Raw genomic sequence first — 25085 nt, 5'->3', positions numbered from 1 at the left:
AAGGCGAAGCCGTCGTGAACGACGCCCCGATCACGGACGACACCCTGACCACGGACGGTGCTCCGATCACGGACGACGCCCCGATCACGGACGGCGCCCTGACCACGGACGGCGCCCCGACCACGGACGACACCCGGGCCACGGACGACGCCCCGACCATGGACGGCGCCCCGACGACACACGGAACCCCGACGACACGCGAAACCCCGATCGCGAACAACGCGCCCCATGAGGAGTACGGCGACAAGTGCCGCTACCGCCGCAACCCCGACCTCCTGCTGGAGTGGGCCGAGGGAGGCGGCCCGGTGCTCGTCGACTGCCGGCGCTGGCGGAAGTTCGCCGCGAAGCCCGTCCTCATCGACCTCCTCAACCGGCTCGACCATCCGCAAACCGCGGACCAACTCCACGAACACTGGAGGGAGTCCGCCCCCGGAGGGGACGTCCGTAAGCTCCTGGACCGCCTCACCGCGGCCGGCATCCTCCAGCGCCGTGGCCCGGACGAACCTGACGAGCCGGAAGGCCCTGACAAGCCGGAAGGTCCGGCTGGGTCGGACCACCTGGAAGGCATGGATGGCCCGAACGACACGGGCGTTACCTTGCCCGGGGACGGCGGCCGCGACGGCTGGACCCCGTACGAGCTGGCGGTGCACGCCCAGGCCGGCCGGGGCCCGGTCCCCGGCGCCGGTCAGGGCAGCCCGCCGCCCGCCCGGCTCCGCCACCCCGAAGCCGACGACGTCATCGCCCTCCCCGACACCTCCGACGTGCCGAGCCGTCCGCTGGCCGCGGTCCTGGCAGCCCGCCGCAGCGTCCGCGGATACGCCCCCGAGCCCGTTCCGCTGCCCCTCCTCGCCGCCCTGCTGGCCCGTTCCGCCCGGGTACGCGGCCACCTGCCGCCCCGCGCCTACGAACAGACCCAACGCCCCGCGCCCTCCGGCGGCGCCCGCCACAGCCTGGAGATCTACCTCCTGGCCCGCGCGGCCGACGGTCTGACCGCCGGCGCCTATCACTACGATCCCTTCAGCCACAGCCTGCAACGGCTCACCCCATGGACCGGCGAACTGGCCGCCCTCCAGCAGCACACCGTCATCGACCCCGCGCTGCTGGATTCCCCGCCTCCGGTCAGCCTCTACCTCGCCTCCTACGCCGGCCGCACCGGCTGGAAGTACGAGGGCATGGCGCTCAGCCTGATCTACCGTGACACCGGCTGCCTGATGCAGACCCTGTCCCTGACCGCCACCGATCTCGGCCTGGCGTCCTGCCTGACCGGACGTATGGAGTCCCCGGCGACGGCCCCTTTCCTGCGGCCGTGGCACCGCGACCGGCTGATCCACGTGGGCAGCATGGCCCTCGGCCTGCCCCCGGACCGACCGGCAGCCCCGACCGTCACGCCCCTCGGCGCCGACAGGTCAGGGGCCTGAGCCGCATCGATACACGCAGGGCATCGCGTCCGACAGCGGCATGGACCGGGTGATCACCCCACTTTGGTCGGCCCCTCCAGCTGAGCGAAGGCGAGGACGTCGGGGACGGCTTCGCGCAGGCTCGCGAAGTGACGGTGCACGCCGGCCACCGCGGCCGCGGTGTTGACGCCCCACACCGTCATCCCGGCCCGCAGCCCCGCTTCGACTCCGGAGGGGGCGTCCTCGATGACCAGGCAGTTCTCGGGCCGAGCACCGAGCTGCTCGGCGGCCAAGAGGTAGGGCACGGGCGAGGGGCTTGCCTTCCTCCACTGCGGCCGCGTCCACAATGACGCGGGGAACCGGCAGGCCGGTCCGCGCAAATCGCCCGCGCACCCGGTGCTCATAGTTGGAGGTCACGAGCGCCCACACCCCTGACGGGAGGGCACCCAGCAGCTCCGACGCGCTGTCGAAGGCCGCGTAGACGCCGGACCGGACGTCCTCGTCCTCCAGTTCGTGCAGCGCAGCCAGGCACTCTCTCGCATCCTGGTCCGCAGCCACCACCGCGAAGGCCTCCATCGGCCGCGTCCGCAGCGCCACCCGGTAGACCTCATCCGCGTCCAGCCCGTATCGCTCCGCCCACGTTGCCCAGACTCGCCGTTGGTTTCTTTTGGTTGACAGCGGCCACTCGCTACGTCAACGATCAGCCCGCCAGCCCCAGCAGGTCTGTCAGGTGGCGTCGGGTGTAGGCGTATGCCTCCTAAGCATCGAGCGTCCCTACATCCACGGTCAGAACGTGCCACGGGGTCTGCGCGAGCAGGCGAGATGTCAGGCTCGCCTCGTAGCGGAGGTGAGCGGCGGCCGATGAGAGGTCATGGACAGCCTGAGTGCCTGGGGAGCCGGCAAGTTTCCGCACGTACCAGTCTTCCCAGGCGTCCCCTTCTCGGTCGACGGCGCGTCGCAGTGCCGTCTCCGGGTTGTCGTGGACGTACACCACGATGACCTGGGCCGGCTCCACGGCCCGTGCCTGTTCTCCCATGACGTGGACGAGAGTGCTCTCGTCGTGGCCCCAAGCCACGAGGGACGGAATGAAGGGCAGGAGGGCATCCGTCACCAAGTAGTCTCTGCCTGCCGCGATTGACTCCGCGACGTAGGCGCGAGTGGACTCGACGAGGGTCTCAGGCCGGACGCTGGCAGCCCCGCCGGCGAACTCTTCGGCCACCGGCTGGAAGGCCGGCCGCATGAGAATGTCGGCTTCCTCGAAGTGGTCGACCGACGCGCCGGTGCTGGCCAGCCACTTGGCCACCGCACGGCACAAGGTGGACTTGCCGACACCAGGACTGCTCCCGATGACGGAGATGAGGTGCGCAGTCATGGTGGCAGTCTCGCACCCCTGCGACGCCGTCCTCTTGGTGAGGCGACGACAACCGGTCAGGGCTGCGGCGTTGCCGCCGAACCCACAACTCCCGCCCTGTGAACGGCACTTGATGTGTATCGCCCAAGGGGGAGCTTTGAAGCATCTGAGTGCGTACGCCACCTCGACGACCCCGTTCAACGGCATCATGCCGAACAAGGGCTCACCCGTCACCGACACGAGCCGCTCGGGGCCGGATAGAGCTGAATGGCGGGTTGGCGGTGTTCTCGCCATGGTCGGGATCGGGCCCCTCCGCCAGCTACCGATGGGAGGTGTTTCCCAAAGCTCGGCCTTGGAGGGCCAGTCGGTGATCATGTGGCCGTGACCGGACCCTAGGGGCGGAGGTCTTTACGCAAAACAGAGGTCTTTGCGGAAGACGGTGGAGCTGTGCCGGACCGTCATGCCCACTCGCAGATACAGGTCGAGCGCGCCGGTGTCCGAGTGCGTCCACAGCGTGCAGGAACGGCGGCCCGCCCGGTGGAAGGCGCGGAACGTGTGGCGCAGTAGCAGTCGGGCGAGTCCCCGGCCGCGGTGGTCGTAGCGTACGGCGACCTGCTCCAGGTAACCCTCGTCCGCGCCCGGCACATCCAACGCCAGGGCAGTGCCCACCAGTTGATCGCCGACGAAGGCCAGGGTCGACTGTGCCGGGGCGAACGCGGGCCGCTCGATGGTGTGCGTGGCCCACTCCTCGTACGCCTGCCGCCGCTGCTGCCACTCGTCGAACGCGTCCTGGACGAGGGCGTGCGCGGCGGGCCCGTCGCCGACGCGGAAGGGCCGCACCGTGAGGCCCGTCGGCGGCTCGGGTACGGCGGGTTCGTCCGGCATGGCGAACTCCAGCAGCCAGGCCGTCACCAGCGGCTGATACCCGCGCGAGCGCAGCAGCGCGATGGCGCCGGCGTCCGCGTCCGGCACGGTCTGCACGATGCCGTCGCCGCTGGCCTGCCGGGACCGCGTGTGCGCCCAGTCGAGTAACGCCGCGCCCAGGCCCCGGCCTCGGTGGTCCGGATGCACGTCGACCTCGGAGCGCCGGTCCACCCAGGCCCGGGCCGCCAGACGCCCGGCCCGGTCGAGGACGAGCACGGTGTCCGACTCCGGCACCAGACCCGGTCGCGCAAGGTCCGCGGCGATGGCCCCGGCGTCGCTCTGCACCTGCCCGTACACCTCCCGTTCGCAGGCCGTGACCAGGGCGTGGATCGCAGGAACGTCGCGGACGCTCGCGGATCGCGAACGGTAGCCGGGCGGCAGCGACGGGACAAGCAAGGACATCAGCGGAACCTAGTCGCACACTGATCTCCCGGTCCAGCTGGGGTCTGATCCATCGGACAGGCTCCAGCCCGCTCTGGGAGCTGTTCGACGTCCCGGCACGTCCTCGGGAGCTGGCTGGGAATTGTGCACTGCTGTGGCAGCAGCAGAAAGATAGAGAAATGGAAATGCGGCGGCGGTGTGCATACGCATATACATATACCGCTTCAGTCTTATGAGGCCGGGGAAGCCTTAAGAGGGGGAGAGGGTAAGTGGGGAAGCGGCGCGGAAACCCGGGGTGTTGGATTCCGTGGGCTTCACTCGATTGGGTGCGCTCGGGGCGAAACTGGCCGTAGAGGCGTGCACTGTTATCGCATGAACACTGCACAGATGAATCGCCCCAAGGAAACCGTTTCGCGAATACTCGCCATCAGCGCCGCTCTGGGTATCGCTCTTGCGGCAGGATCGGCGGCGCCCGCCTCCGCCGTCACGGCAACGCCCGCCCCGCACCCCACCACAAAGTCCACGACCAGCCAGTCGAGCCCGGCCGGTGGTCACCACAACGGCTGGAGCGCCGGCTGGGACCAGGGTAAGGGCCACAAGGGCCACGGTGATGACGGCGACGACTGCAGCGGTCTCATCGTCCTGGTCTGCGGGTAACGCACCTCTCGCAGATGTGGGCCGGGCGGAGGAGAAGCCCGTGCGCTCGCGCAGCTCCTCCTCCGCCTCGCTCTTTTACGGATGCTCGCTCTTTTACGGATGCTTTTCAGCTGTCGAGGTCAGCTTCTCTGCAATGGCGGACTTCCCGCATCCAGGCGGACCACCGAGCAGCGTAAGCCCGCCAAACTGCATAAGCCCGTAAGCCTGCCGACCTGCGAAGTGTCGTCCGCGTCTTGGATCGACAATAGGGGCTTGCTCCTTGTGTGGGCGAGTAATTCCGGTGGCCGAGCTTATCCAAAGGGGACGAGGCAAATCCGAGCACCGGAATGAAAAAATTTCTTCAAGGGGAGGGGAAGTCGGAAGTCGCAGCAGCGCGGGGGCAAGAAAGGCACTACACCGCGTCAGTTCGCACTGTCACGGATTCAGTCGGAGCAGCAGCCGTTCTTCGCGCCTGCGGTGTCGGTGTCGAGGCGGCAGAAGCACGACGCTTCGACGGGGACGTCCGCGAGTGCGGTGGCCACGGTGAGCTGCTGGGCGACGATGCGGGCTTCTCCCGTCTTGCCGAGCCGTACGAGGCATTCGTGGAAGCCGTGGAGGGCCCATACGTTCCCTGGATGCTGTGAGGACCTGGGCAGGGTGTCGTCGAGTCCGAGGTCGGCCCGGTAGACGGCCTCGGCCTCGTCGACCCGGCCCTGTTCCAGCAGGAGCGCGCCGTAGGCGTGGCGGGTCGGCTGCATCCAGCCCCAGGGTTCGTCGTAGGGCAGGTTGTCGTCGAGCTCGATGGAGTGCTCCAGGGAGGCAAACGCCCGGGCGTACTCGCCCCTGCGGTATTCGAGTTCACCGTCGAGCATGGCGGAGGCGATCGCCAGGATGTCCCGGCACGTGTTGTTGAACAGCATCCGCGTCTCGGGAACCCGCCCGGCCGCGTGGCGGAACAGTTCTCGTTCGGCCTCGGCCTCGGTGGTCGCCCCCGTGGCGGAGTACGCGACTGCGCGCGCGTAGTGCAGCATCGCCGTGGTGACGCAGTACAGCTGCGGGTCGGAGGGCATCGGCAGCGCGAGGATGTCGGTCCACCGGCCGAAGCGGATCAGCACGTGCACCCGCATGGCGAGGAAGCCCTCCAGCCAGTCGGCCATGGGCGGGCTCTCCACGCGCAGCAGCTCCTCGGGGATGGACGCCTCAAGTTGGGCGACCGTCTCCAGCGCCGTCCTGGACTGGCCGAGGAACATCGCGCCGTAGATCTTGAAGTGGTAGTTGTGCGAGCGGTACAGCGTGTAGAAGTTCATCGCGCCGGCTCGCCGCAGGTACTTCTCGTCGGCTCTGATCGCGTCGCTGTTGCCCGACACGACCCGTCGGTAGTCCCCGCACAGCACGTCGAGATGTGAAGGCATGTGGTGCAGGTGGCCCGCATCCGGGACCAGTCCGCGCAGTCGGTCGGCGATCGAAAGAGCCTTCTCCGGCGTCGGCGACATCTCCATCAGGTGGATGTACATGTGCAGTACGCCCGGATGATCGGTGCCGGTCTCGGTCCGCAACGCGCGGTCGAGGACGGCCTTCGCCTCCGGCGTGCGCGCGCCGACGGCGGGCTCGCCCGTTCGCAGGTCCCACAGCTGCCACGGGGTGAGGTTCATCAACGCGTCCGCGTAGAGGGTGGCGACGTCCAGGTCGTCGGGAGCGAGCTCGTATGCGGTGCGCATGGCCTCGGCATAGGGCTCGTTCCAGATGGAACAGTCCTCCGCGGCGTGCGAGGCGGGATAGCGCTCGCGCAGCGCCTCAATGAGCGCGCGCTCGGCCGGCGTGGCCCCGTCGCACAGTGCGTGGGCCCGTTCGACGGCGGCATGCGCCCGTTCCACCGTGCGCTGCAGATCGGCGTCGTCGAAGAACTCCCAGGGCTTGTTGTAGTTGGGGCCCAGGGCGTACGCGATGCCCCAGTACGCCATGGCGCAGCCGGGATCCGCTGCCGCTGCCGATTCAAAGCAGGTGACCGCCTCTTCGTGGTTGAACGCGTAGCTCCACGCGAGGCCACGGTCGAACCAGCGCTGCGCCTCCGGCGAACGCGTCGATACGGGCCGGGTGAGGGGACCGAGGTCGAAGTAGTCCATGAGATCTCCTGCAGAGGGATGCGACTCGACGGGAGTCGGAGCCCGGTGCGCAGATGAGAGTCTGTCCCTGCTTACAGAGGGTGCACACTCCCGGGAGTTCAGTTCGACTGTAACCCGGGTTCGGCCGGCCCCCTGATACTGCTCGGGAGCCACTCGCCGTCCGCTACGACGCGACCATCCTCATGGCAGCCGGCAACGCACGGCTGTGAGCTGTGACCAGCACATTCGTAGGCGCCCAAGGGCCTTTCCGACCCTGCCCCATCGGACACCCCCTAGTCCCGCCCTAGTCCCGCTGTGTGGGCCGGAGGGTCGGTGGCCATTGTTGGTCGCCGGGCGGGCCGACGTCGCCGTTCTTCCACGCGGGGTCATAGGCGCAGGCCACGCTGACGCCGCCGGTGAAGTACTCCCGGTCCGGGTACCAGGTGAAGGACATCCGCTCGTCCCGGTCGTCCTGCCGGACGAAAAGCTCCCAGGCCTTGTCCTTACCGCCCTCACGATAGGACGTGACCTCCCAGGCGTCGTCCTTGAGGCGCTGATGTAGTCGGCGCAGGCCGGAGACAGCCCGGCTCGCGGGAACGTCGTCCAGCGCCCACCTGTGGCTCATCCGGTAGGCGCCGTCGACGGTCTTGTCCTCCAGCCCCAGCAGGCCCCCGTCGTAGCAGAAACTGGAGCCGAAAGTGTTCTCCGTGCTGACACCGATGTCCTCGACTCCTCGTTTTACGGTGCGCTTGAACCCCATGACGTCGTACGCCTCCTGGGAGCGCTGGAAGGCGCGGCTGGCCATGTCCTCGGGCGCGACGCGCGGAATGTCCTTCGGCCCCCATGAGCCCCATGCGAACTGGACGACCAGAACGAGTACGACGACGAGCGCGACACCGCCGCATCCGAGGGTCCTGAGGACGGAGGAGGGGGCCGGGGCCCCGGACTCGGGCGGGATGGTGGTGGTGTTGGCGGGTGCGCTCTCCTCGGGCATACGGGGACGGTATGTCGGTGGGGAAGCAGGTGGATGGGCACGGTTACCTGGCAAGGAGTGAGTACGCGTACTCAACTGACCTGCACCTGCACCTGCACTCGTAATGACCCGTCGCTGACCAGGGAGGGGGGACTGGGTGACTGGGTGACTCTGCAGAAGGTCTCAGTGACCTTCCAGCCGACTGGGACTGGTGGTTGGGGTGGGGGCAGGGCTGGTCAGGCGTATTTGCCCATGTCACTGGCCCGGAAGGCGGTCTTGTCGTTGATGCCGATGACGTAGCCGTCCGGATCGCGGAAGTAGAACATTCGCTGGCCGCTGTGGCCGCTGTGGCCGCTGTGGTCGGTGACGGTGTCCTCACGACCTGGGCCCGCTGGACGATGTGGTCGTGGACGGCATCGAAGTCGTCGACGCCGAGGTAGAACATGCCGGCGAAGCCGATGGGAGCGTCGGCCAGGACGGGCAGCCAGTTCTTGAGGTCCGCGTTGGCGTAGAGCATCGCGGTGAACTCGCCCTGGTACAGAAGCATGTGGATGTCGTCCCCGGGGCGGGCGGTGCTGGAGTCCACGTCGAAGCCGAGCGATGTGTAGAACGCGATGCTGGCGGCGGTGTCCTTCACGCTCAGACACGGGGCAAACGGCATGGTAAGTCTCCTCCACACGGGAAGCGCCACGGGAACCGCCACGGGAACCGCCCTGCCGCTTGTCGGTCACGGCGCTGTGTTCCATGTCCGTCCACCGGAAGACGTCGGGCAACCTGACCGGGCCCGACCGGGCGACGCCGTTCGACATCACGACGGGACGGCCGATGCCGGAGCAGGGGGGACGGCCCGGAGGCCCCCGCGCTTGGTGAGTGCGGCCCTCGGTCTTCGCGGTCTGGGGCCGCTCGGCGTGCGGCCGGGGTGTCCGGGGCGTTCGGGGTGTGCGGGGTGTGCGCCCGGCCACGGCGTGGGGGTGATCACGCCAAGAATGCTCTTCGGCGGCTGCGTTCCCGCACGTCAGGAGCTCCGGTCTGACGACCCGCCAAGGGTTTGCGTCGAATCCCGCTGACTGAAACTCCGCATTCCGGTGCGGGGCCGGAAACGTTCTGTCGAGGGCTCGCCACGCGGTGTGAGGCTCGCTCCGTTCGGTCGACAGACGGTCACCGAGAACGGAGACGATCACGATGGCAGCAACCTTCGCTGACGCACTGCAGGCTTCGCACGGTCCGGGCCTGGCGGTGCAGACGTTCGCTCAGATGGTGACCAAGCAAGCTGACATGGACACCAAGACGCTCAAGGACAACGATTCGTTCAAGAGCGAGCTGCCGGACGACCAGAAGGATGTCGTCGACGCGGGCGAGGCCGCGCTCGACCAGATCAACACCCACCTCGGCAAGGCGCGGGGACACGCCAACGACTGGAACACCGACCCGAACCTCCTGCAGGGCATGATCGGGACCAACGAGAACATCTACGGCCACGGCGACCTCATCAGCGCGGCGCTGACCGATCTGCCGGGCGCACTGCAGCAGGCCAAGGACAGCGGCGACGATGCGCAGAAGCGCAAAGCCCTGAGCGATGCCCAGGCCCAGCTGAACACGATCGAGCAGGACGTCGAGTCCTATCTGGAGGCCGTGGATGGCCTCGTGAAGCGGCTGGGGACGTTCCAGGCGGACATCGAGGCGGACTACCGGGCCTTCGACGAGGACAACACCAAGGTCACCGCGCTCCTCAACGGTGACACGGGGCTCCTCAACGCGATCTCCGACGAGATCGACGCCCTGCACTCGGCCATCCACAAGGACAACGCGATGATCGCCGGTGGCGCGGTCATGATCGCGGCCGGTGTCGTGGCCGGTGTCGTCGGCGGTTTCCTCATCGCGACCGGGGTGGGGGCGGGCGTCGGCCTCACCGTACTGGCCGGCGGGGTCCTCGTCGCGGGCGGCGGTGTGGCGATGACCACCGTCGCGGGCATAGACCTCAAGGAGAAGCAGGGCGAGCTGGCCAAGGCGGAGACGGGGCTGCACGTGCTGCAGGCGTGCGTCACGACCTTCAACTCCGCCAAGTCGGCGCTCGGCGAGCTCAGGACCGCGGCGCAGAACGCGGCGACCGGCGCCGGTCAGCTGCGCGCCGCGTGGGGTGGGCAGAAGGCGGCCTTGCAGCAGGAACAGCACGACATCGAGGCAGCCCTCAAGGCGGGTGGTTCCCAGCTCGACCTCACGCTGACGAAGGCCATCGACTTCATCAAGGCCGCCCTGAAGGAATGGGGGGTCGTGCAGACCAACGCGGCCAACATCAGGACCGCTCTCACCGGTCTGTCGGACGAGCCGAAGGCGTACGTGCCCGAAGTGGAGCTGCAGGCGGCCTGACCGCCCCCTGGGCGGGGCCCTTGCCCCAAGGGCCCCGCCCAGGCCGTACGCCCATCCACCCCTCTCCAGGAAGTGCCTCCATGCCCCAGCCAGCACAGACCTCTTCACCCGTGCAGACCTCTTCGCCCGTGCAGACCTCTTCGCCCGTGCAGACCTCTTCACCCGTACAGACCGCTCTCCTGGGCTCGCACGCGCCCGCGCTCGCCGTGCAGAGCCTGATCGAGTGCATCGAGCTGACCTATCCCCTCCAGTTCGCCGATCTCAAGGAACTTCCCAAGGTCCAGGAGGAGCTGGAAGACGTCGTCAAGGCAGTCGGCCAGGCGACGGCCGACGAAGCCGTGACGGCGCTGAGCGGCATCGCCACGCACACCGGTGCGGCGCAGCGGCACGGGCAGTACTGGCGGGACCATCTCCTCCAGCAGTTCCAGAACACCGCCGCCGACGTCCAGGGATACGCCGGCGTGTTCGGCGCAGCGGCCGAGGACGTCGCCGAGCAGTTCAAAGCCGCCGGCTCCGATGCCGGCAAACAGCGCAAGGCGTTGAGCAACGCCCGTGATCAGCTGTCCGCATTACTGGAGGATGCGCACAGCCGTAAGAGCCCCGCTCGCGATCTGGGCACGGACCTCGCCAACTTCGCCGTACTGGTCGGCAGGGACAGCGCCGCATTCGACGCCGACCGGCAGACCGTCGAAAAGGCCGTCACCGGCAAGGGCGGCATCATCGAGAAGCTCAAGGAACGCCTCGACGGGCTCGGCAAACAGCTGGCGGCCGACCTCGCGAAGATCGCCCAAGGCGTGATCGAGATCGGGGAGGGCATCGTCCTGATCGTGATCGGCGGCATCTTCACCGTGGCCGACAAGCCGGATGCCGGGATCGGGTTCATCGACGCCGGTATCGGACGGCTCAACGACAGCAGCGGAAACACGGTGAGCGACGTCAACCTCGACCAGGAGAAGAAGGAACTGCGCAACCTCCTGACCGGGCTGTCCGTACTCCAGGCATCCATCGCCTCCTTCAGTACGGCTCAGCAGGCCGTGGCCACCTTCGCCGGCAGCAATCAGAACAGCGCCGCGGGAACCGACGGCCTTGTTGGCATGTGGGGCGCCCATGGCGACGCCCTGGACGCACAGGTGAAGGCGATCGACGACCCGCACGCCGATCCCGCCCAACTCATCAAGGACATCGGCCGGTTCTTCGAGACCACGCTCAACGACTGGCAAGCGGGGGAGAGGACCGCGAACTTCATCCTGGACGGCCTCAGCGGCATCCAGGACAACATCGACACCACCCGCGTCGACCGGCCGGTGGCCGCATGAGCCAGAAACCGTTGCTGCGTACGTTCAACGATGCGGTCGCCGCCACGCAGAACGCCTTGTACGCCTACATCCTGGACGTCACCCCGGACGGCGGCAGCCCGGCGGCGAGCGCCATGAACGACGACGTCCGGTGCGTGACCAGCTATCTGTGCAATCTGACGCAGTGGATCAACGATGCGTGCGGCAACCTGCGCGCGACGCCGTTCGCCGAACTGCTCGACCAGCAGGACATCGACGGGCTCAACCAGCACATCCAACCGGTGCTGCGCGACTTCGACGACACCCAGGACAACGCGAAGATCAAACTCCTGCACAGCTACATCGGGCAGTTCGGGGGCGAGAAACGCGCCCTGAACGCGGAGACTCCGCCCGAGAAGTACAAGGGCGACTGGCAGGCGTGCGTCACGGCGGCCGAGGGCATCGCCGCAGCGCTGACTCCGCTGTACAGCGCGATGTACGCCATGGGCGCCGCCGCGAAGGAAGCCCTGCACCTGGCGGGGATGCCGTCCGGCCACGCCGGGGCACTCGACGAATGGCAGCGGACGATGGATTACGCGACGCAGATCGCGGGACCCGCGGCCTGAAGGCCCGCCGCTGGCCGCCGCCGGTCGCCGCTGGCCGCCGCCGGCCGTCGTCCTGCCGAGCTACCTCTCCGACCCCGCCTGCGGGAGCAGATCACGCGAGCCACCGACGAGGTCGAGTGCTGCAACGGCTGCAACGGCTGCAACGGCTGCACTCGACCTCGTACGGCTTTGCCGCTGCGCTTCTCCACCGCCATCGACATGCTCCGCTGCCCGGCTTGACCTGATCGTCGATGCTCAGGACCTCGTAACGAGCACCAGACAGAAACGGATTGAACTCAGTGAACGAGAAATCGCGAAACGAGAAATCGCGAAACGAGAAGGCGCGCCACGAGAATGCACGAAACGAGAATGCACGAAACGAGAACCCGGTCGCAGCAGCCGACACGAAGTGGGACTGGGACAAGCTGCGCAAGCAGCTCACCGGCGGCAGCCTGATCATGAGAGGCGACCGGGAGTACGCCGCTTTTGCCACCCACGGCGACAACCCCAACCCGCTGTACACCAATACGCCCGACGGCATCGCGGTATGCACGAACACCGACGACGTCAGGGCATCGGTTCGGTGGGCGAGCGAACAGGGCGCGCCGCTGTCCCCGGTGGGCCAGCAGCACAACTACGCCGGGTACAGCGACATCCCGGGTGGCCTGTCGATCTACCTGCCCCAGATGAACAAGGTCGCCCCCTACGACCCCGAGCGCAACACCGTCGTCGTGCAGGCAGGAGCCAATATCCAGAACCTGTACGACGCACTCCGCGCATCGAATGAGAAGAATCCGCCGTTCCCCGTGGTCGGCCTGTGCCCCACCGTGGGAGTGGGCGGGTTCCTGCTGGGCGGCGGGATCGGGCGCGCCACCCGTATGCACGGCATGGGCGCCGACAACGTCCTCGCCACCCAGCTCGTAACCGCCGACGGAAGCCTGCTCACCTGCGACGACACCGTCCACAGCGATCTCTACTGGGCCTGCCGTGGTAGCGCCGGCCGCAACTTCGGCGTCAACACCTCCTTTACGCTGCAACTTCACCGCATCGAAAAGATGACCCAGTACAAGATCACATGGGCCTTCGACAAGGCGCCGGACGCGTTGAGTCGACTGCAGGAGGCGCTGCTGGCCGACAGCGGCAACAAGCTCTACGGCCATCTCGCGATAGCGGCGGACCCGGGGGTGACCGAGCCGCCCGTGCTTGTCGCCGACGGGGCCTACTTCGGTCCTCGGAGCGAGGCCATGGACCAGGTACTCAACGGTGTGCTCCAGGAGGTCCCGCCGTCGCAGACACCGGTCATCAAGGAAGGCACGTACTGGGAGCTGTTCGACGCGCCCACGCCCCACGCGCTCAGGCTCTGGCAGGACGACGCCGAGTACTTCACGGTCAAGTCACGCATCATCGACAGCGCAGGGCTTCCGCACGCGGCAATGCAGGAGATCATCAAAATCCATCAGGAATGGCTGAAGGCAGGAGCGGAGGGCGAACTCGGTGTGACCTTGATGACCGTCGGAGGTACGGCAAACACCATCGACCCCCAGGCCACCGCCTTCCCCTACCGCGACGCTCTCTACATCCTCGAGATGCACGCATTCTGGAAGGCGAGCCAAAACCCGGACAAGCTCCGGCAGTACCTCCACCGGCTGTACGACGCCATGGGCCGCTACGCACTCAAAGACCCCGACAACGCAGCGTTCGCCAACTTCCCTGACCCCGATCTCGTCGACGGCGGACAATACAAGAAGGCCTACTACGCGCAGAACTACAACAGACTGGCCGGCATCAAGCGCACTTACGACCCCCAGAGCCTGTTCACCTACCCCGAAGGCATCAGGCCCGAGGACGCCATTCGGTAATCCAGCGCGCGCTCTGAACGCGGCGGGCCCTGCCTCCGGCGCCGCGGCCCGGTGGCCCTCACCGGCGAGACGGCCGAGTACGTCGGCCCGGCCGCAGTCATCGCCCGCCGCGGCACAGCGCATGCGCACCGGACTGCGCCCGGGTTGACGGACTGCGCCGGGGCCGACGGACTGCGCCGGGGGCGACGGACGGCGCCCGAGCCGGCAGGGATTTCATCGGCAATGGAGCAGGGATTTCACCGGCAATGGATCGGTCGCCGGCCTGATGGGGCCTGAGGCTGGTGACCCGCAGACAGTCCCGGTGTGATTCGGCCGGCCTTCAAGGTGGCGGACAGTGAGACGCCGCCTTCGAGCACGGGAGCTTCAACAACCCACATGCTCAAGGCACTCATGCCCGCCCACCCACCCGCGAAAGTCCGCCCTGCACTACGGATTTACTTCGACTGTTCCGGGGCTCTGGACCACACGCTGGGAGAACCGCCACAGCTGGCCTTCCCAGGTGCATACGTAGATCATGCTGTTGACGCTGTCCACCGCGACGCCGAGTGGGGAAAAGGCTCCGGATTTCGGCTTGACCACCTCGCGCCGTGCGCCGTCAGCCAGGTGGACCTCGTGCAGGCGGTCGCTGCCGTGGTCGGAGACGTATGCCTTGCCCACGCCGTCCAGCGCTATGCCGCAGCTGACATGGGAAAGGGTGGCCACCACCCGCTTGGTGCGCTTGGCCAGGTCGACCTCGTACAGGGCCCCCGCGTCGTTCCAGTGGCCGGTGTACGCCCTACCGTTCCCGTCCAGCGCCACTTCGGAGGTGGACGGCCCCAGGCCATCGATGATCATTTTCTTCTGTTTGGCCGCCAGGTCGACCTCGAGGAGCTGCCCTTTGGCCTGGTCGGTGATGTATGCCTTGCCCTGCCCGTCCAGCCCGATGCCGTACGCCGTCACATGACGACGGCGGCCCGGGCCGGCGCGCCTCAGGTAGTGGTCCCCCAGATAGTGGACCAGCCGTACTGGGCCGCCCGAGTGGCCGAGCTGGGCATCGGCTCCGCCTCACGACGGCCCGACGCCGACCTTGAGGTCGTCTCAATTGACCGGTGGACAGTGAGAGGAGGCACTCCGATGTGTGGGTGCAGTCACGCTCAATGCGCATGGGAATCTGCCTCCATCATTGACCCACTTTCCGGAGGGCGATGCGGTCCGACTGCGTCCACCTGCTGTCAACATGCGCGCGACCGAGCCTCGCCATGAGCGTGAGCTAAGCAGCCCGGCCATACTTGATGCTCGCGAGCCGAGCCCGGAACGGCCGCGTGCGGAAGGGCCTTCGGGCTGCTTCCCCTCGCATAGGTCGTCGCAGGCGGGGCGTCGATGCGGGATCACGGGGCCGATGCCCGGGTAGCCGCCATCGGCGATTGTCGTCCCTTTCCCCACGGCCTCCTTGGCTCAGGATTCGGCCCATGCCTTGCAGTCGTTGCGGTTGCCCGAGAACGGCCGTCCGGCCGCGACGACCAGGCGGGCGTCAGCGTCGATGACGACCTGGTGGTTGGTGGAGTACCTGTACTTCTTCGACTGCTCAGCGATGTTGTGATCGTGGGTGGGAACCACGTGCCGTCCACGATAAGCATCGCGCCTTTGCGGAACCGCTGTCGCTGCTTGAGCGCGGGCAGTGGGCTGGCGAGGGCGACGATCCGGTCGGCTGCGGATTTCGAGACGCCGAACAGCGAGGCAAGCTGCTACAGAGTCAGGTTGTGCGCCAGCGAGCGGCGACGAGCAAGACCTGGTCCTCCAGACGAGCAAGACCTGGTCCTCCAGCGGGAGTGAGCAGGGGCGCCCCGGCCGCAGTGCTTCGGCTCCTTCGCGGCGCAGCGTCGTGATCAGCCGGCGGAAGCCCGCGGAAGCCCGCGTGTTCAGCCCGGTGGAACGGGGCTGTCCAGATGCTCCGCCGCCGTGATCACTGCTGGCACATCAAGATCGCCCCATCACCCGGAGTCCGACTCACGGAGATCGCTGCCCGCCCGAATTTCGCTGGGCCGTCTCGTCATCGGTCAGTACCGTGCCAGGCAGGGGCAGGGGCAGGGGCAGAGGGGGGAGGAACTGGTGCTGCAGCCAGTGCTGTTGGTGGATGTGGACGGACCGCTGAATCCGTATGCCGCGAAGCCGCACCGACGGCCCGAGGGATACGAAACGCACCGACTGCTGACGCCTCGCTGGGAGGCCGCCGAGCGGCGCCGGCTGACTGAGTGGGGGCTGCCGAACAAGCCGGTGAAACCGCTGCGTGTGTGGCTCAACCCGCGTCACGGCCCGGCACTGGATGCGCTTCCATTCGAGCTGGTATGGGCGACGACGTGGGAGGAGGAAGCCAACGCATTCATCGCCCCGGTACTGGGATTGCCCGAGCTGCCCATTATCGTCTGGTCCTCGCCGCGGGCTGAGCCGGGCGACGGTGTGTTCTGGAAGACGCCGGAGATCGTCGCGTGGGCGAAGGGCCGGGCGTTCGCCTGGGTCGATGACGAGATCACAGAGGCGGATCGTGCATGGGTGAAGGAGCACCACGACGGTCCCGCGCTACTGCACCGGGTCGACCCCCGATGCGGCCTTGTCGACGCCGACTTCGCCGCGCTGATGGCGTGGGCGGCCGACCTGGACTGACTGCATGCCCCGTCGACAGCCAGCAAGCCACCAAGCCACCTATGCCACCTACGACGCGGTGCCGCACGATCATTGCGAAACAACTCCTTGACGTCGTTTCCTATCGCGGGCGGGGGGACGTCGGGCAGCATGGCCTGCTGGATGGATCACAGCGAACCGCGAGGGGACGAGAGCTACAGGTGTCTGGGAGCGAGCAGGCTGCGTTGACGGAGCTGTGGCGGCAGCGTTGGCCCGACTGTGAACCGGTAGGACACCTACTCCGTGACGTACACGGGGACGTCTGGGTGCGTTTCCACAGCCTGCCGGGCTCGAAGCGCTACCCCGGGGATGAGAGCGAGTACGCGGTTGTCCTGGAGCGCTACAACACCGTGCTGGACGAGCTGTTCGCAGGTGCGGAGGTGTATGTGATCCGTCCGGTGTGGACGACCGAACCCAGTGTCCCCGCTCACGCGCCGGCTGCGGGCTATTGGCGGACCTTGCTGGTAGCGGACGACCCCGATCCGGAGTTCCGCACCTACTACCACCTGTTCGCCGACCGCCGCCCCTGGCACCGTGGATGCATCGACGGCCTGCTGCGTGAGGTCGCCGACGATGAGGTGGCGGACGTCCTCATCACCGACATCCGGATGGAACGCATTCACCACCCCTACGACGGTGGCGCCGACGTCTTCCTCGCCAGTCCTGCGGAACGGGACCGGCTTCGCGACCGGCACGCTGACTGGCTTTCCAGCCACCCGGCCGGCCTCTGAGATCTGCTTGTGAGATCTGCTTGATCGGCGCGTCCGCGACCGTGCCCCAGCCACGGCGGTCCGTCGGCGGCTTCCTACTCCGCCCCGATCCCGGCCCGGCACCACAGGGAATGTCCCCCGCCGGGTCCGTCCGCCCACCTCCTGGTGCAGAGAAGTCGCCACGCTACGCGAACGGCCGTCCGAGCCACACGTCAGCGCGACGCCTGGCTCAGACGGCACTTCTGGTTATCCGAACTGGCCGGGCTGGTAGTCGCCGGCGGGCATCTGGAGCATGACGTTCCCGCGGTTGAAGGCGTTGATGACGGTAATGACCCCCACCAGGGCGCCGAGCTGGTCCTCGTCGTAGTACTTGGCGGCATTCGCCCAGACCTCGTCCGGGACGCCGCCGGCCGCGTCGGCGATGCGAGTGGCCTCCTCCGCCAGCTCCAGCGCCGCGCGCTCGGCCTCGGTGAACACCGTGGCCTCCCGCCAAGCCGCGACCAGGTTGAGGCGCTCCGCGGACTCTCCGGCGTGCACGGCGTCCTTGAAGTGCATGTCGGTGCAGAAGCCGCAGCCATTGATCTGGCTGGCGCGGAGCTTCACCAGCTCCTGCGTCGAAGCCGGCAAGGTCGACTCCTCGAGCACCTTGCCCGCGGCGATGATGTGCTTGAAGACCTTGCCCAGGACGGGGTTGGTGAAGGGGTTCAGGCGTGCTTCCACGATGCGCTCCCATGCCGTTGTTTTGCGGTTACACACCTATGACGAGGCAGCTCAGCGAGTTGTGACATGGACTCCTGTGACGCGTGTCACTCCCATCACTCCCGTCACTCCCGTCACTCCCGTCACTCGTGCTGCGTCAGGCAGCAGAACCCCGCGCCGACCTGGGAGATCAGCAAGATCGTGGGAAATCAGCAAGATCGCTCAAGCCTTGAAGCGGCTGAAGCCCGGTATCTATGACGCGGACGTGCGGGAAGGACGCGGACGCGGATCGCTGGTGACGTCCAGGACGTCCAGGACGTCCAGGACGTCCAGGACGTCCAGAACGTGCAGGTGACGTCGCGGACGTGCATGCCCTCCACGCCGAACAACTCATCGTGGACCCGGAGGCCGCGAGACGGCTCATCCAGGCTCATCTGCAAGAGTCAAAAAAACTCGGCCGGCGATGTCGAGAACCCGTGGCTGGCTCCGTCCCCGTAGTGAACGCGACCACAATGGGGCGCACCAGTACCGAGGAGAACCACGATGGCCAAGTACCTGTTGCTCAAGCACTACCGCGGAGCCCCGGCCGCGGTGAACGACGTGCCGATGGACAAGTGGACGCCGGAGGAGATCTCGGCGCATGTGCAGTACATGCAGGACTTCGCGGCCCGGCTGGAGGGGACCGGCGAGTTCGTCGATGGCCAGGCGCTCGCCCCCGAGGGGGCGTGGGTCCGGTACGACGGCGAGGGACGCCCGCCGGTCACCGACGGCCCGTTCGCCGAGACCAAGGACCTCATCGCCGGCTGGATGGTGATCGACGTCGACAGCTACGAGCGCGCCGTCGAGCTGGCCGGAGAACTGTCGGCCGCCCCCGGGGCGGGCGGGAAGCCGATCCACGAGTGGCTCGAGGTGCGCCCGTTCCTGACCGCGCCGCCCACCATCACGGAGTGACCTCTCAAGTGACCTCTCAGCTGAATGAGGCCCTGCTCCGGAGTCTCACGCCCAGCGTGCTCGCCGTCCTCGTCCGCCGCGGAGCAGACTTCGCGGCGGCCGAGGATGCCGTGCAGGACGCGCTGGTCGAGGCGGTCCGCGTCTGGCCGGCCGGAGTGCCGCGGGACCCCAAGGGCTGGCTGGTCACCGTGGCCTGGCGCAAGTTCCTCGACGCGACACGGGCGGACGCGGCCCGCCGCCGGCGTGAGGACCGCCTCGACGAGGAGCCGGCGCCGGGACCCGCGCCCGCCGTGGACGACACGCTCCAGCTCTACTTCCTCTGCGCCCACCCATCGCTGACACCGTCGTCCGCGGTCGCGCTCACCCTGCGCGCCGTCGGCGGACTCACCACCCGCCAGATCGCCCAGGCCTACCTGGTGCCCGAGGCGACCATGGCGCAACGCATCAGCCGGGCCAAGCGGACCGTCTCCGGAGTCCGGTTCGACCAGCCCGGCGACGTCGCCACCGTGCTGCGCGTCCTCTACCTGGTCTTCAACGAGGGCTACTCCGGCGACGTCGACCTCGCTGCCGAGGCCATCCGCCTCACCCGGCAGCTCGCGGCCGCGATCGACCACCCCGAGGTGGCGGGCCTGCTCGCCCTCATGCTGCTCCACCACGCCCGGCGCGCCGCCCGAACCGCACCCGACGGCAGCCTGGTACCACTCGCCGAACAGGACCGCAGCCACTGGGACACGGAACTGATCGCCGAGGGCATCGAGACCCTCCAGGCGGCCCTGGCCCGCGACCGGCTGGGCGAGTTCCAGGCCCAGGCGGCCATCGCCGCCCTCCACGCCGACGCGCCCACCGCCGAGGAGACCGACTGGGTGCAGATCGTCGAGTGGTACGACGAGCTCGCGCGCCTGACCGACAGTCCGGTCGTCCGGCTCAACCGCGCGGTGGCTGTCGGCGAGGCTGACGGACCGCGCGCCGGTTTGGCGGCGCTCGCGGAGCTCGACGACTCACTGCCCCGCCACACCGCGGTGGCGGCGTATCTCCACGAGCGCGACGGCGACCTGGCGATGGCGGCCCGGCTGTACGCCGAGGCGGCCCAGAAGGCCCCGAACCTCGCCGAGCGCGACCACCTGACGCGCCAGGCCGCCCGGCTCAACGCCCGCCGGTGTCACTGACGGGCCGCGCTCGGACTTTCCCGCGGCGCTGAGCTGCCCGGTGCAGATGGCTCACTGCGACGATTCCGACGATTCCGACGGTTCAGCTGCCTGAAAGCGGCTCACCCCGCTCATCTACGAAGAGCCACTATTCCGCAGCGGTCCTCAGCGGTCCTCAGCGGTCCTCAAGACCCCGCTTGCGTGGAACTTGCCGACACGGCGGCTCTGCGGACCGGAACGTGCGGAAGACCGCGTGCCGGTCAAGCAGTTCCGAGCCGTGGCCACCGCAATGACAAGCGCGGCTGCGTCTTCGTGGGCACCGTGACCGCTGCCGCCGCCGCTGCTTCCGCTGCCGCTGACTGTGCTGGCCATCTGGCTACGCTGGTCATCCGGCTACACACCTGATCCGCGTGCGTCATGGCCCAAGAGCGATCGACCGGTAGGCAAGCGCCTGAGCAACGACGCCCTCGGCCGACGCCTCACCGCCCCTGGGCCAGAAGATCAGATCGCTGATGTGCGGACATCCCAGATCGCGGCTGAGCGACGCGAACCATTCTGTGAGTTGTACGTCGTCGGCATAGTCACCGGCAATGATCCTGCGCACCAGCTCAACGGCCTCATCACGGCTCATCCGATCGTCGGCCATCCGTACCTCCCTCACCTCCCTCGATCTGCGCTGCAGCCTAGTGCCGCAGAGATCGACCGGACACGGCCGAGCCCTTCGCTAACCTACGGCGGTGGAGATCACGCAAGGCGCTGACGAGGGTGACGATGCCTGGGCCGCGCTCTCCGAGGGCATTCACCCCTCCGAGCACCTCGCCCAGGCGTGGCTGTGGGGGCTGGGCTTCAACCGAGCCGCCCCCAAGGAGGTACTGGTCAGCATCCTCGACACCGGTAGGGCGGACTTTCTGTTCCGCGAGGACCTTCCCCCTGGTGTCCTGGATGCGGCGGTCGCCCATCCGGTGAAGCGTGTCTGGGGGACGGCTGCAGAGACCGGGAAGCTCTCACCCGCGCAGTGGGAACGGCTGCTGGCCGCCACTGCGGACCTGCCAGTTCACGAGCTCCTGGCCGACATGGCAGCGGAGCACGCGGTGCGACGCCAGCGAAATGGAGCACGCATCGGCATCGAGCGCGCGCCGCACCCCGAGTCCCGACCACCCCTGACTCCGACCGAGATCGACGCGATGGCCAGCGCCGTTCCCGAGATAGGTCCGGATCACCGCACATACGCCTTGTGGTGGGTCGCCGCCCTCCACGGCAACTCTGACGCCATGCGGCAACTGGCGTCGTCCTCGAACCTCTGGATCCGCCGCAGCGTGGCCCGGGCCACGCACCTTCCCCAGGACGTCGTGGATCTCCTTGCCCGGGACGAGGACCGCGTTGTGCGCCTTTTCCTCGCCGAGTCCTGTGACGACGCCCCGGCGGACCTGCTCCTCGACGTGTGGGCCTGGTGGCCTGGCAGCTTCTCGTTCCCTGGCCGCCCCCGTAACCATCCCAACTTCCCCCGCCACGGCCTGCTCCGCTTCGCGGACGACCCGCAGCCGCGCCTGCGCCTTCTCGCGCTCGACGATCCCGCGTCGACCGGCGCCCTTGTGGAGCAGTTCAGCCGCGATCCCGACACCTCTGTACGAGGTCGCGCCGCAGAAGACCCGCGCCTGTCACCCGAATCCGCTGTCAGGTTGGCCGATGACGCCGACCATGGTGTCCGCCGCCTGGCCCGGCGACACCCTGCCCTGCCACCGGCGTTCCTGGTGCCTTTGCTCCTTGAGGAACACAGTGCCAAGGACACCGCCGAGAATCCGACGATCCCGGCGGCCGTCATGCGCCGCATGATCGCGCTAGCAGCTCCGCACTGTTGATGCGCTACGCCCGCCGATTCAGCCGCACCCAAGATCGACAGGACGGGCAGGTGCCCCGACCGCCGGACTGATCGGGGCACCTCGCGGCGAAACAGCAGGCTACTGCGTAAGCGATGTGAATAGGCTCCGCAGAGGTTTGATGAGTTCGGGGTGGTCGCCGCGCACTCCCCGGTTTTCCAGCTATGGTTAGCCCTTCAAATACAGCAACCACTTTGCGGATTCTATGCACTTCCACTGCTGCCCGGAAGACCTTCCGGCTGCAACGCATTTGTCGAGAGTGCTGTAGTTGCCTGCGTAGTACCAGCCCTGCGCGACACTGTCATGCACGTTCGAGAGAGGTGTCGCACTGGCAGGACCCGCCGTGGCGACGCCACCTCCGGACAATATCGCGGCAGCTATTCCAACAGCCAGAACATGACGCTTTACTCGCATCAACTTTTCCTCCAAATCGATCACTTCAGGTCGTGACGTCCTTGTCCATGCAGTATCGGATTGGATTGCATGGACCTCAGCAGCCTATAAGGCGTCTTGATGCACTCAATCGTGGCCAGAAACAGGGGACTTCGCAAGGATTCATTGATGCAGATGAGGAAGCGATTCATGCACTTACCTGCATAGTTCTGGAGGAACGACACGTGGGATACCCCTCTGTCCCTTCTCTTGGCTCATCGGCGAAGAGGTTCCACGATCGAATCTCGTCTTCCGGTTGCAGTAACCAGTCTCGCGAGCGCTGCCGTGGCCCACGAGTGGAATCCGCCCGGCTCGTCCGCGGCATCGGCGACGGTGCGTTCCGGCGGACCTGCTTCGCGCTGCAGGCCGGGAACGGCGTCGGCGGAGGCTGCGATCGCCCGAAGGAGTGCCGGAGGGGAGTGGGGAGTTCGGGGGCCAGGAAGTGGGGCGCGCTGCTCAGTACGTCGACGGTTTCGGGCGTGACGAGTGCGTCGAGCGACTCCGTGCGGACGGATTCGCGGAAATCGACAGACCGTATTCCTACTTGCGGTGCGGTGATAACGCACTGTGATGTATGGCGTGAATCTGCTCGTGATGTCTGGCGGGACCGTCGCACTCAGCGGAAGAAACTACTCCGAAGCGTTCCTCAAGACCCCGCTTGCGTGGAACTCGCCGACGGCCGGCCCCGCGGCCCTGTAACCGAGGCGCTGCTGCCACTGAGGGTCCGTGGCACGCACGTAAGACCGGCGCAGACGAGCGGGAACGAGACCAAGGCGCGCGTCGGGGACGGGACGGTCGTTGGCGGCCGCCCAGGCGCATACAGCATCGAAGTCCGGAGCAGGCGCCGCGTTGACCGCGTGCACGGGAAGACGGGCAGCGGTGAACACGGTTTGGGGCAAGGAGAGGCGGAAGCGTTCCTCGAAGACGGCCAGGGCGCGGCGCTGACGATCGGTGTCATCGTCGCTCTTGTCCTCTCGAAGAGCGGTGCCGTCGGCCGTGAGGATCCGGGCGGCGACGAGATCGGGCACCAGCAGATCGGGCTCCACGCCCCAACGGACCCACTCTTCCCCCAGCCCGAAGCCACAGATGCTGCGGCCGTCGCGCGCGTAGAAGACGATGGTCGGCGGATGCTCGGGGTTGTGCGAGTAGTACACGGCCTCGACGCCCTCGCGGGAGACCTCCTCAAGGCGCGACAGGCTCTCGCAGTCGCCGTACTCGATCGCGAAGGCCCACCCGTCGTGCTCGCCAACGCGGACCACACCGTCACCGGATTCGCCCGGCCTGTATGCCTCCACATCCAGATCAGAGATCTCGGCGTCGGTCATCGGATCGCCGCCCGGCCCCTCCGGTGCCCCCAGCCGCACCGCCAACTCATGGGCATCGATGCCACGAGCGAAGACCACACCGACCATCGGATCCATCCCGGTGTCCCCGTCGATCAACCACTGAATCCCGTCGCTCACAGCGCCCCTCCCGAGGTTCGCGTGCAGATCCCCTGCACTTTCACCGAAACCCTAAGAGGTTGTCTCACGTGGCAAGCTTCGCGAGCTTCTTGTAGCAGGTCAGGGCGGCGGAGTGGGCCCAGGCCGGGCACCCCGCACCGCCATGGCCAGGCCTCGGCTCTGCCAGTCGTTCCGGACCACGTACGGGATCTTGAGACCGCTAGCAGCCAGTGGCAGGCTCATGCCGCATGATCGATGAATTCGCGAAAGGCAGCCTGCACGGGAGACTGCGGCGGGACCGCAAGGCGCTGCTCTGGAAACTCGACGGCTTGTCCGAGTACGACGCCCGCCGACCTTTGACAGTGACCGGGACCAACCTCCTCGGCCTGGTCAAACACGTGGCCACCGTCGAGGCCAGGTACTTCGGCGAGGTCTTCGACCGCCCTTCCCCGGAACCGCTGCCCCGGTGGCAGGACTCCAACGGTAGCGATCTGTGGGCGACCGAGGACGAGACCCGCGATCAGATCATCGGGTTCTACCGGCGCACGTGGGAACACTCGGACGCGACGATCAACGAGCTTCCCCTCGACGCCCCCGGCCACGTGCCGTGGTGGCCGGAGCCTTATCCCAACGCGAACCTGTTCGCCATCATGGTCCATGTCCTCGGCGAGTCCATACGGCATGCCGGGCACGCCGATATCCTGCGCGAGGGCCTCGACGGCCGGACCGGGTTGCGTGCCGAACACGAGAAGCAGATCGACGAGGAAGCCCGTGCAGCCTACTGCGCGAAGATCGAGCAGGCCGCCAGGTCGGCCGCACCAATCAAGGCTTAGAGGTTGTCTCACGTGGCAAGTTTCGCGAGCTTCTCGTAGCAGGTCAGGGCGGCGGCCAGGCCGATGAAGGCGAGGAAGGCGAGGAAGCGCGAGCCCTTTCGTTCGTATCGGACGGTTTCGTATCGGACGGTGAGGCGGCGGTAGCCGAAGCGCCAGACGATCGACCGTTCGATCTTCCAGCGGTGCCGACCGAGGCGTTCGCCGGACTCGATGCCGGGCCGCGCGATGCGCGCGACAAGCCCGCGCTCGCGCAGCCAGACCAGGTGTTCGGCGGAGAAGTACGAGAAGTATGCCTTGTCCGCGCGGAGTTTGACGGGTCGGCGCCGCCGTGGTCCCCGGCGGGACCGGACGGCGGGTATGCCGCGGATGAGCGGCTTGAGGGCGAGGCTGTCGTGCATGTTCGCGCCGGACACGGCGACGGCGAGCGTCCAGCACCGCCCGATGCAGCCGACGCCACAGGCCGGCCTTG

General features: G+C 67.6%; 21 protein-coding genes and 4 pseudogenes. 13 read left to right on the top strand and 12 right to left on the bottom strand.

Going from position 1 to position 25085, the window contains the following annotated elements; translation table 11 throughout:
• Window positions 1-14: 14 nt before the first annotated feature.
• Window positions 15-1418: a SagB family peptide dehydrogenase gene (locus tag ACWD6P_RS22290; protein ID WP_451445885.1), complete on the top strand. Its 1404-nt coding sequence runs from the start codon at window positions 15-17 to the stop codon at window positions 1416-1418.
• A 53-nt stretch (window positions 1419-1471) separates the two neighbouring features.
• Here the strand turns inward: ACWD6P_RS22290 and ACWD6P_RS22285 are convergent.
• From ACWD6P_RS22285 to ACWD6P_RS22275, 3 genes and pseudogenes are all read right to left on the bottom strand, one after another.
• Window positions 1472-2075 (bottom strand): annotated as a pseudogene (locus tag ACWD6P_RS22285) (HAD family hydrolase).
• 79 nt (window positions 2076-2154) lie between these two features.
• Window positions 2155-2769, bottom strand: a complete 615-nt coding sequence (locus ACWD6P_RS22280; RefSeq protein ID WP_451445884.1) for a hypothetical protein — start codon at window positions 2767-2769, stop codon at window positions 2155-2157.
• Between the two features lie 387 nt (window positions 2770-3156).
• Window positions 3157-4074 (bottom strand): GNAT family N-acetyltransferase, encoded by a 918-nt coding sequence (locus ACWD6P_RS22275; RefSeq protein WP_451445883.1) that lies wholly within the window; start codon window positions 4072-4074, stop codon window positions 3157-3159.
• A gap of 351 nt (window positions 4075-4425) precedes the next feature.
• Between ACWD6P_RS22275 and ACWD6P_RS22270 the strand changes: the two genes are divergently transcribed.
• A complete protein-coding gene (locus tag ACWD6P_RS22270) occupies window positions 4426-4710 on the top strand; it encodes a hypothetical protein (protein WP_451445882.1) in 285 nt (94 codons plus the stop codon).
• 422 nt (window positions 4711-5132) lie between these two features.
• Here ACWD6P_RS22270 and ACWD6P_RS22265 read toward each other — a convergent pair whose 3' ends face one another.
• The 3 genes and pseudogenes from ACWD6P_RS22265 to ACWD6P_RS22255 all read right to left on the bottom strand — a co-directional run.
• The gene (locus ACWD6P_RS22265; RefSeq protein ID WP_451445881.1) at window positions 5133-6812 is read right to left on the bottom strand and encodes a hypothetical protein; all 1680 of its coding nucleotides are present in this window, start codon (window positions 6810-6812) and stop codon (window positions 5133-5135) included.
• 283 nt (window positions 6813-7095) lie between these two features.
• Window positions 7096-7785, bottom strand: a complete 690-nt coding sequence (locus ACWD6P_RS22260) for a hypothetical protein (RefSeq protein ID WP_451445880.1) — start codon at window positions 7783-7785, stop codon at window positions 7096-7098.
• Between the two features lie 376 nt (window positions 7786-8161).
• A pseudogene (locus tag ACWD6P_RS22255) lies at window positions 8162-8425 on the bottom strand (VOC family protein); the annotation flags it as partial.
• Between the two features lie 521 nt (window positions 8426-8946).
• On the opposite strand from ACWD6P_RS22255, the gene ACWD6P_RS22250 reads away from it, so the two are divergent.
• From ACWD6P_RS22250 to ACWD6P_RS22235, 4 genes are all read left to right on the top strand, one after another.
• Window positions 8947-10131 (top strand): HBL/NHE enterotoxin family protein, encoded by a 1185-nt coding sequence (locus ACWD6P_RS22250; protein WP_451445879.1) that lies wholly within the window; start codon window positions 8947-8949, stop codon window positions 10129-10131.
• 80 nt (window positions 10132-10211) lie between these two features.
• Window positions 10212-11447, top strand: coding sequence for an HBL/NHE enterotoxin family protein (locus ACWD6P_RS22245; protein WP_451445878.1), 1236 nt, complete (start codon window positions 10212-10214; stop codon window positions 11445-11447).
• Window positions 11444-12031 (top strand): hypothetical protein, encoded by a 588-nt coding sequence (locus ACWD6P_RS22240; protein WP_451445877.1) that lies wholly within the window; start codon window positions 11444-11446, stop codon window positions 12029-12031. Before ACWD6P_RS22245 ends, ACWD6P_RS22240 begins: the two co-directional genes overlap by 4 nt.
• Window positions 12032-12309: 278 nt before the next feature.
• The gene (locus ACWD6P_RS22235; protein WP_451445876.1) at window positions 12310-13869 is read left to right on the top strand and encodes an FAD-binding oxidoreductase; all 1560 of its coding nucleotides are present in this window, start codon (window positions 12310-12312) and stop codon (window positions 13867-13869) included.
• 426 nt (window positions 13870-14295) lie between these two features.
• Here ACWD6P_RS22235 and ACWD6P_RS22230 read toward each other — a convergent pair whose 3' ends face one another.
• A complete protein-coding gene (locus ACWD6P_RS22230; RefSeq protein WP_451445875.1) occupies window positions 14296-14808 on the bottom strand; it encodes a hypothetical protein in 513 nt (170 codons plus the stop codon).
• A gap of 3 nt (window positions 14809-14811) precedes the next feature.
• Here ACWD6P_RS22230 and ACWD6P_RS22225 point away from each other — a divergent pair.
• Window positions 14812-14944: pseudogene (locus tag ACWD6P_RS22225) on the top strand (glycosyltransferase); the annotation flags it as partial.
• A 278-nt stretch (window positions 14945-15222) separates the two neighbouring features.
• Here ACWD6P_RS22225 and ACWD6P_RS22220 read toward each other — a convergent pair.
• A pseudogene (locus ACWD6P_RS22220) lies at window positions 15223-15824 on the bottom strand (transposase); the annotation flags it as partial.
• 133 nt (window positions 15825-15957) lie between these two features.
• Here ACWD6P_RS22220 and ACWD6P_RS22215 point away from each other — a divergent pair.
• Window positions 15958-16509 (top strand): hypothetical protein, encoded by a 552-nt coding sequence (locus tag ACWD6P_RS22215; protein ID WP_451445874.1) that lies wholly within the window; start codon window positions 15958-15960, stop codon window positions 16507-16509.
• 179 nt (window positions 16510-16688) lie between these two features.
• Window positions 16689-17258 (top strand): DUF3885 domain-containing protein, encoded by a 570-nt coding sequence (locus tag ACWD6P_RS22210; protein WP_451445873.1) that lies wholly within the window; start codon window positions 16689-16691, stop codon window positions 17256-17258.
• Window positions 17259-17483: 225 nt separating this feature from the next.
• On the opposite strand, the gene ACWD6P_RS22205 is transcribed toward ACWD6P_RS22210, so the two are convergent.
• Window positions 17484-17957 carry a carboxymuconolactone decarboxylase family protein gene (locus ACWD6P_RS22205; RefSeq protein ID WP_451445872.1) on the bottom strand — a complete coding sequence of 158 codons (474 nt, stop codon included), beginning with the start codon at window positions 17955-17957 and terminating at the stop codon, window positions 17484-17486.
• Between the two features lie 522 nt (window positions 17958-18479).
• On the opposite strand from ACWD6P_RS22205, the gene ACWD6P_RS22200 reads away from it, so the two are divergent.
• Window positions 18480-18887, top strand: coding sequence for a YciI family protein (locus tag ACWD6P_RS22200; RefSeq protein WP_451445871.1), 408 nt, complete (start codon window positions 18480-18482; stop codon window positions 18885-18887).
• A gap of 20 nt (window positions 18888-18907) precedes the next feature.
• Window positions 18908-20053 (top strand): RNA polymerase sigma factor, encoded by a 1146-nt coding sequence (locus ACWD6P_RS22195; RefSeq protein WP_451445899.1) that lies wholly within the window; start codon window positions 18908-18910, stop codon window positions 20051-20053.
• Between the two features lie 394 nt (window positions 20054-20447).
• Here the strand turns inward: ACWD6P_RS22195 and ACWD6P_RS22190 are convergent, their stop codons facing one another.
• Entirely contained in the window at window positions 20448-20678 is a 231-nt protein-coding gene (locus ACWD6P_RS22190) for an e9imm peptide (protein WP_451445870.1), read from the bottom strand.
• Between the two features lie 91 nt (window positions 20679-20769).
• Here ACWD6P_RS22190 and ACWD6P_RS22185 point away from each other — a divergent pair, with 91 nt between their 5' ends.
• A complete protein-coding gene (locus ACWD6P_RS22185) occupies window positions 20770-21891 on the top strand; it encodes a hypothetical protein (RefSeq protein WP_451445869.1) in 1122 nt (373 codons plus the stop codon).
• A 1079-nt stretch (window positions 21892-22970) separates the two neighbouring features.
• On the opposite strand, the gene ACWD6P_RS22180 is transcribed toward ACWD6P_RS22185, so the two are convergent.
• The gene (locus tag ACWD6P_RS22180; RefSeq protein ID WP_451445868.1) at window positions 22971-23804 is read right to left on the bottom strand and encodes a DUF6461 domain-containing protein; all 834 of its coding nucleotides are present in this window, start codon (window positions 23802-23804) and stop codon (window positions 22971-22973) included.
• A gap of 227 nt (window positions 23805-24031) precedes the next feature.
• Between ACWD6P_RS22180 and ACWD6P_RS22175 the strand changes: the two genes are divergently transcribed.
• Window positions 24032-24616, top strand: a complete 585-nt coding sequence (locus ACWD6P_RS22175) for a DinB family protein (protein ID WP_451445867.1) — start codon at window positions 24032-24034, stop codon at window positions 24614-24616.
• A gap of 8 nt (window positions 24617-24624) precedes the next feature.
• On the opposite strand, the gene ACWD6P_RS22170 is transcribed toward ACWD6P_RS22175, so the two are convergent.
• Window positions 24625-25029 carry a hypothetical protein gene (locus ACWD6P_RS22170; protein WP_451445866.1) on the bottom strand — a complete coding sequence of 135 codons (405 nt, stop codon included), beginning with the start codon at window positions 25027-25029 and terminating at the stop codon, window positions 24625-24627.
• Window positions 25030-25085: the final 56 nt, after the last annotated feature.

This window comes from Streptomyces sp. NPDC002446 (assembly GCF_053595675.1).
Note: the sequence above shows the minus strand (reverse complement) of the source record. Positions and strands in the feature narration are given on the sequence as shown.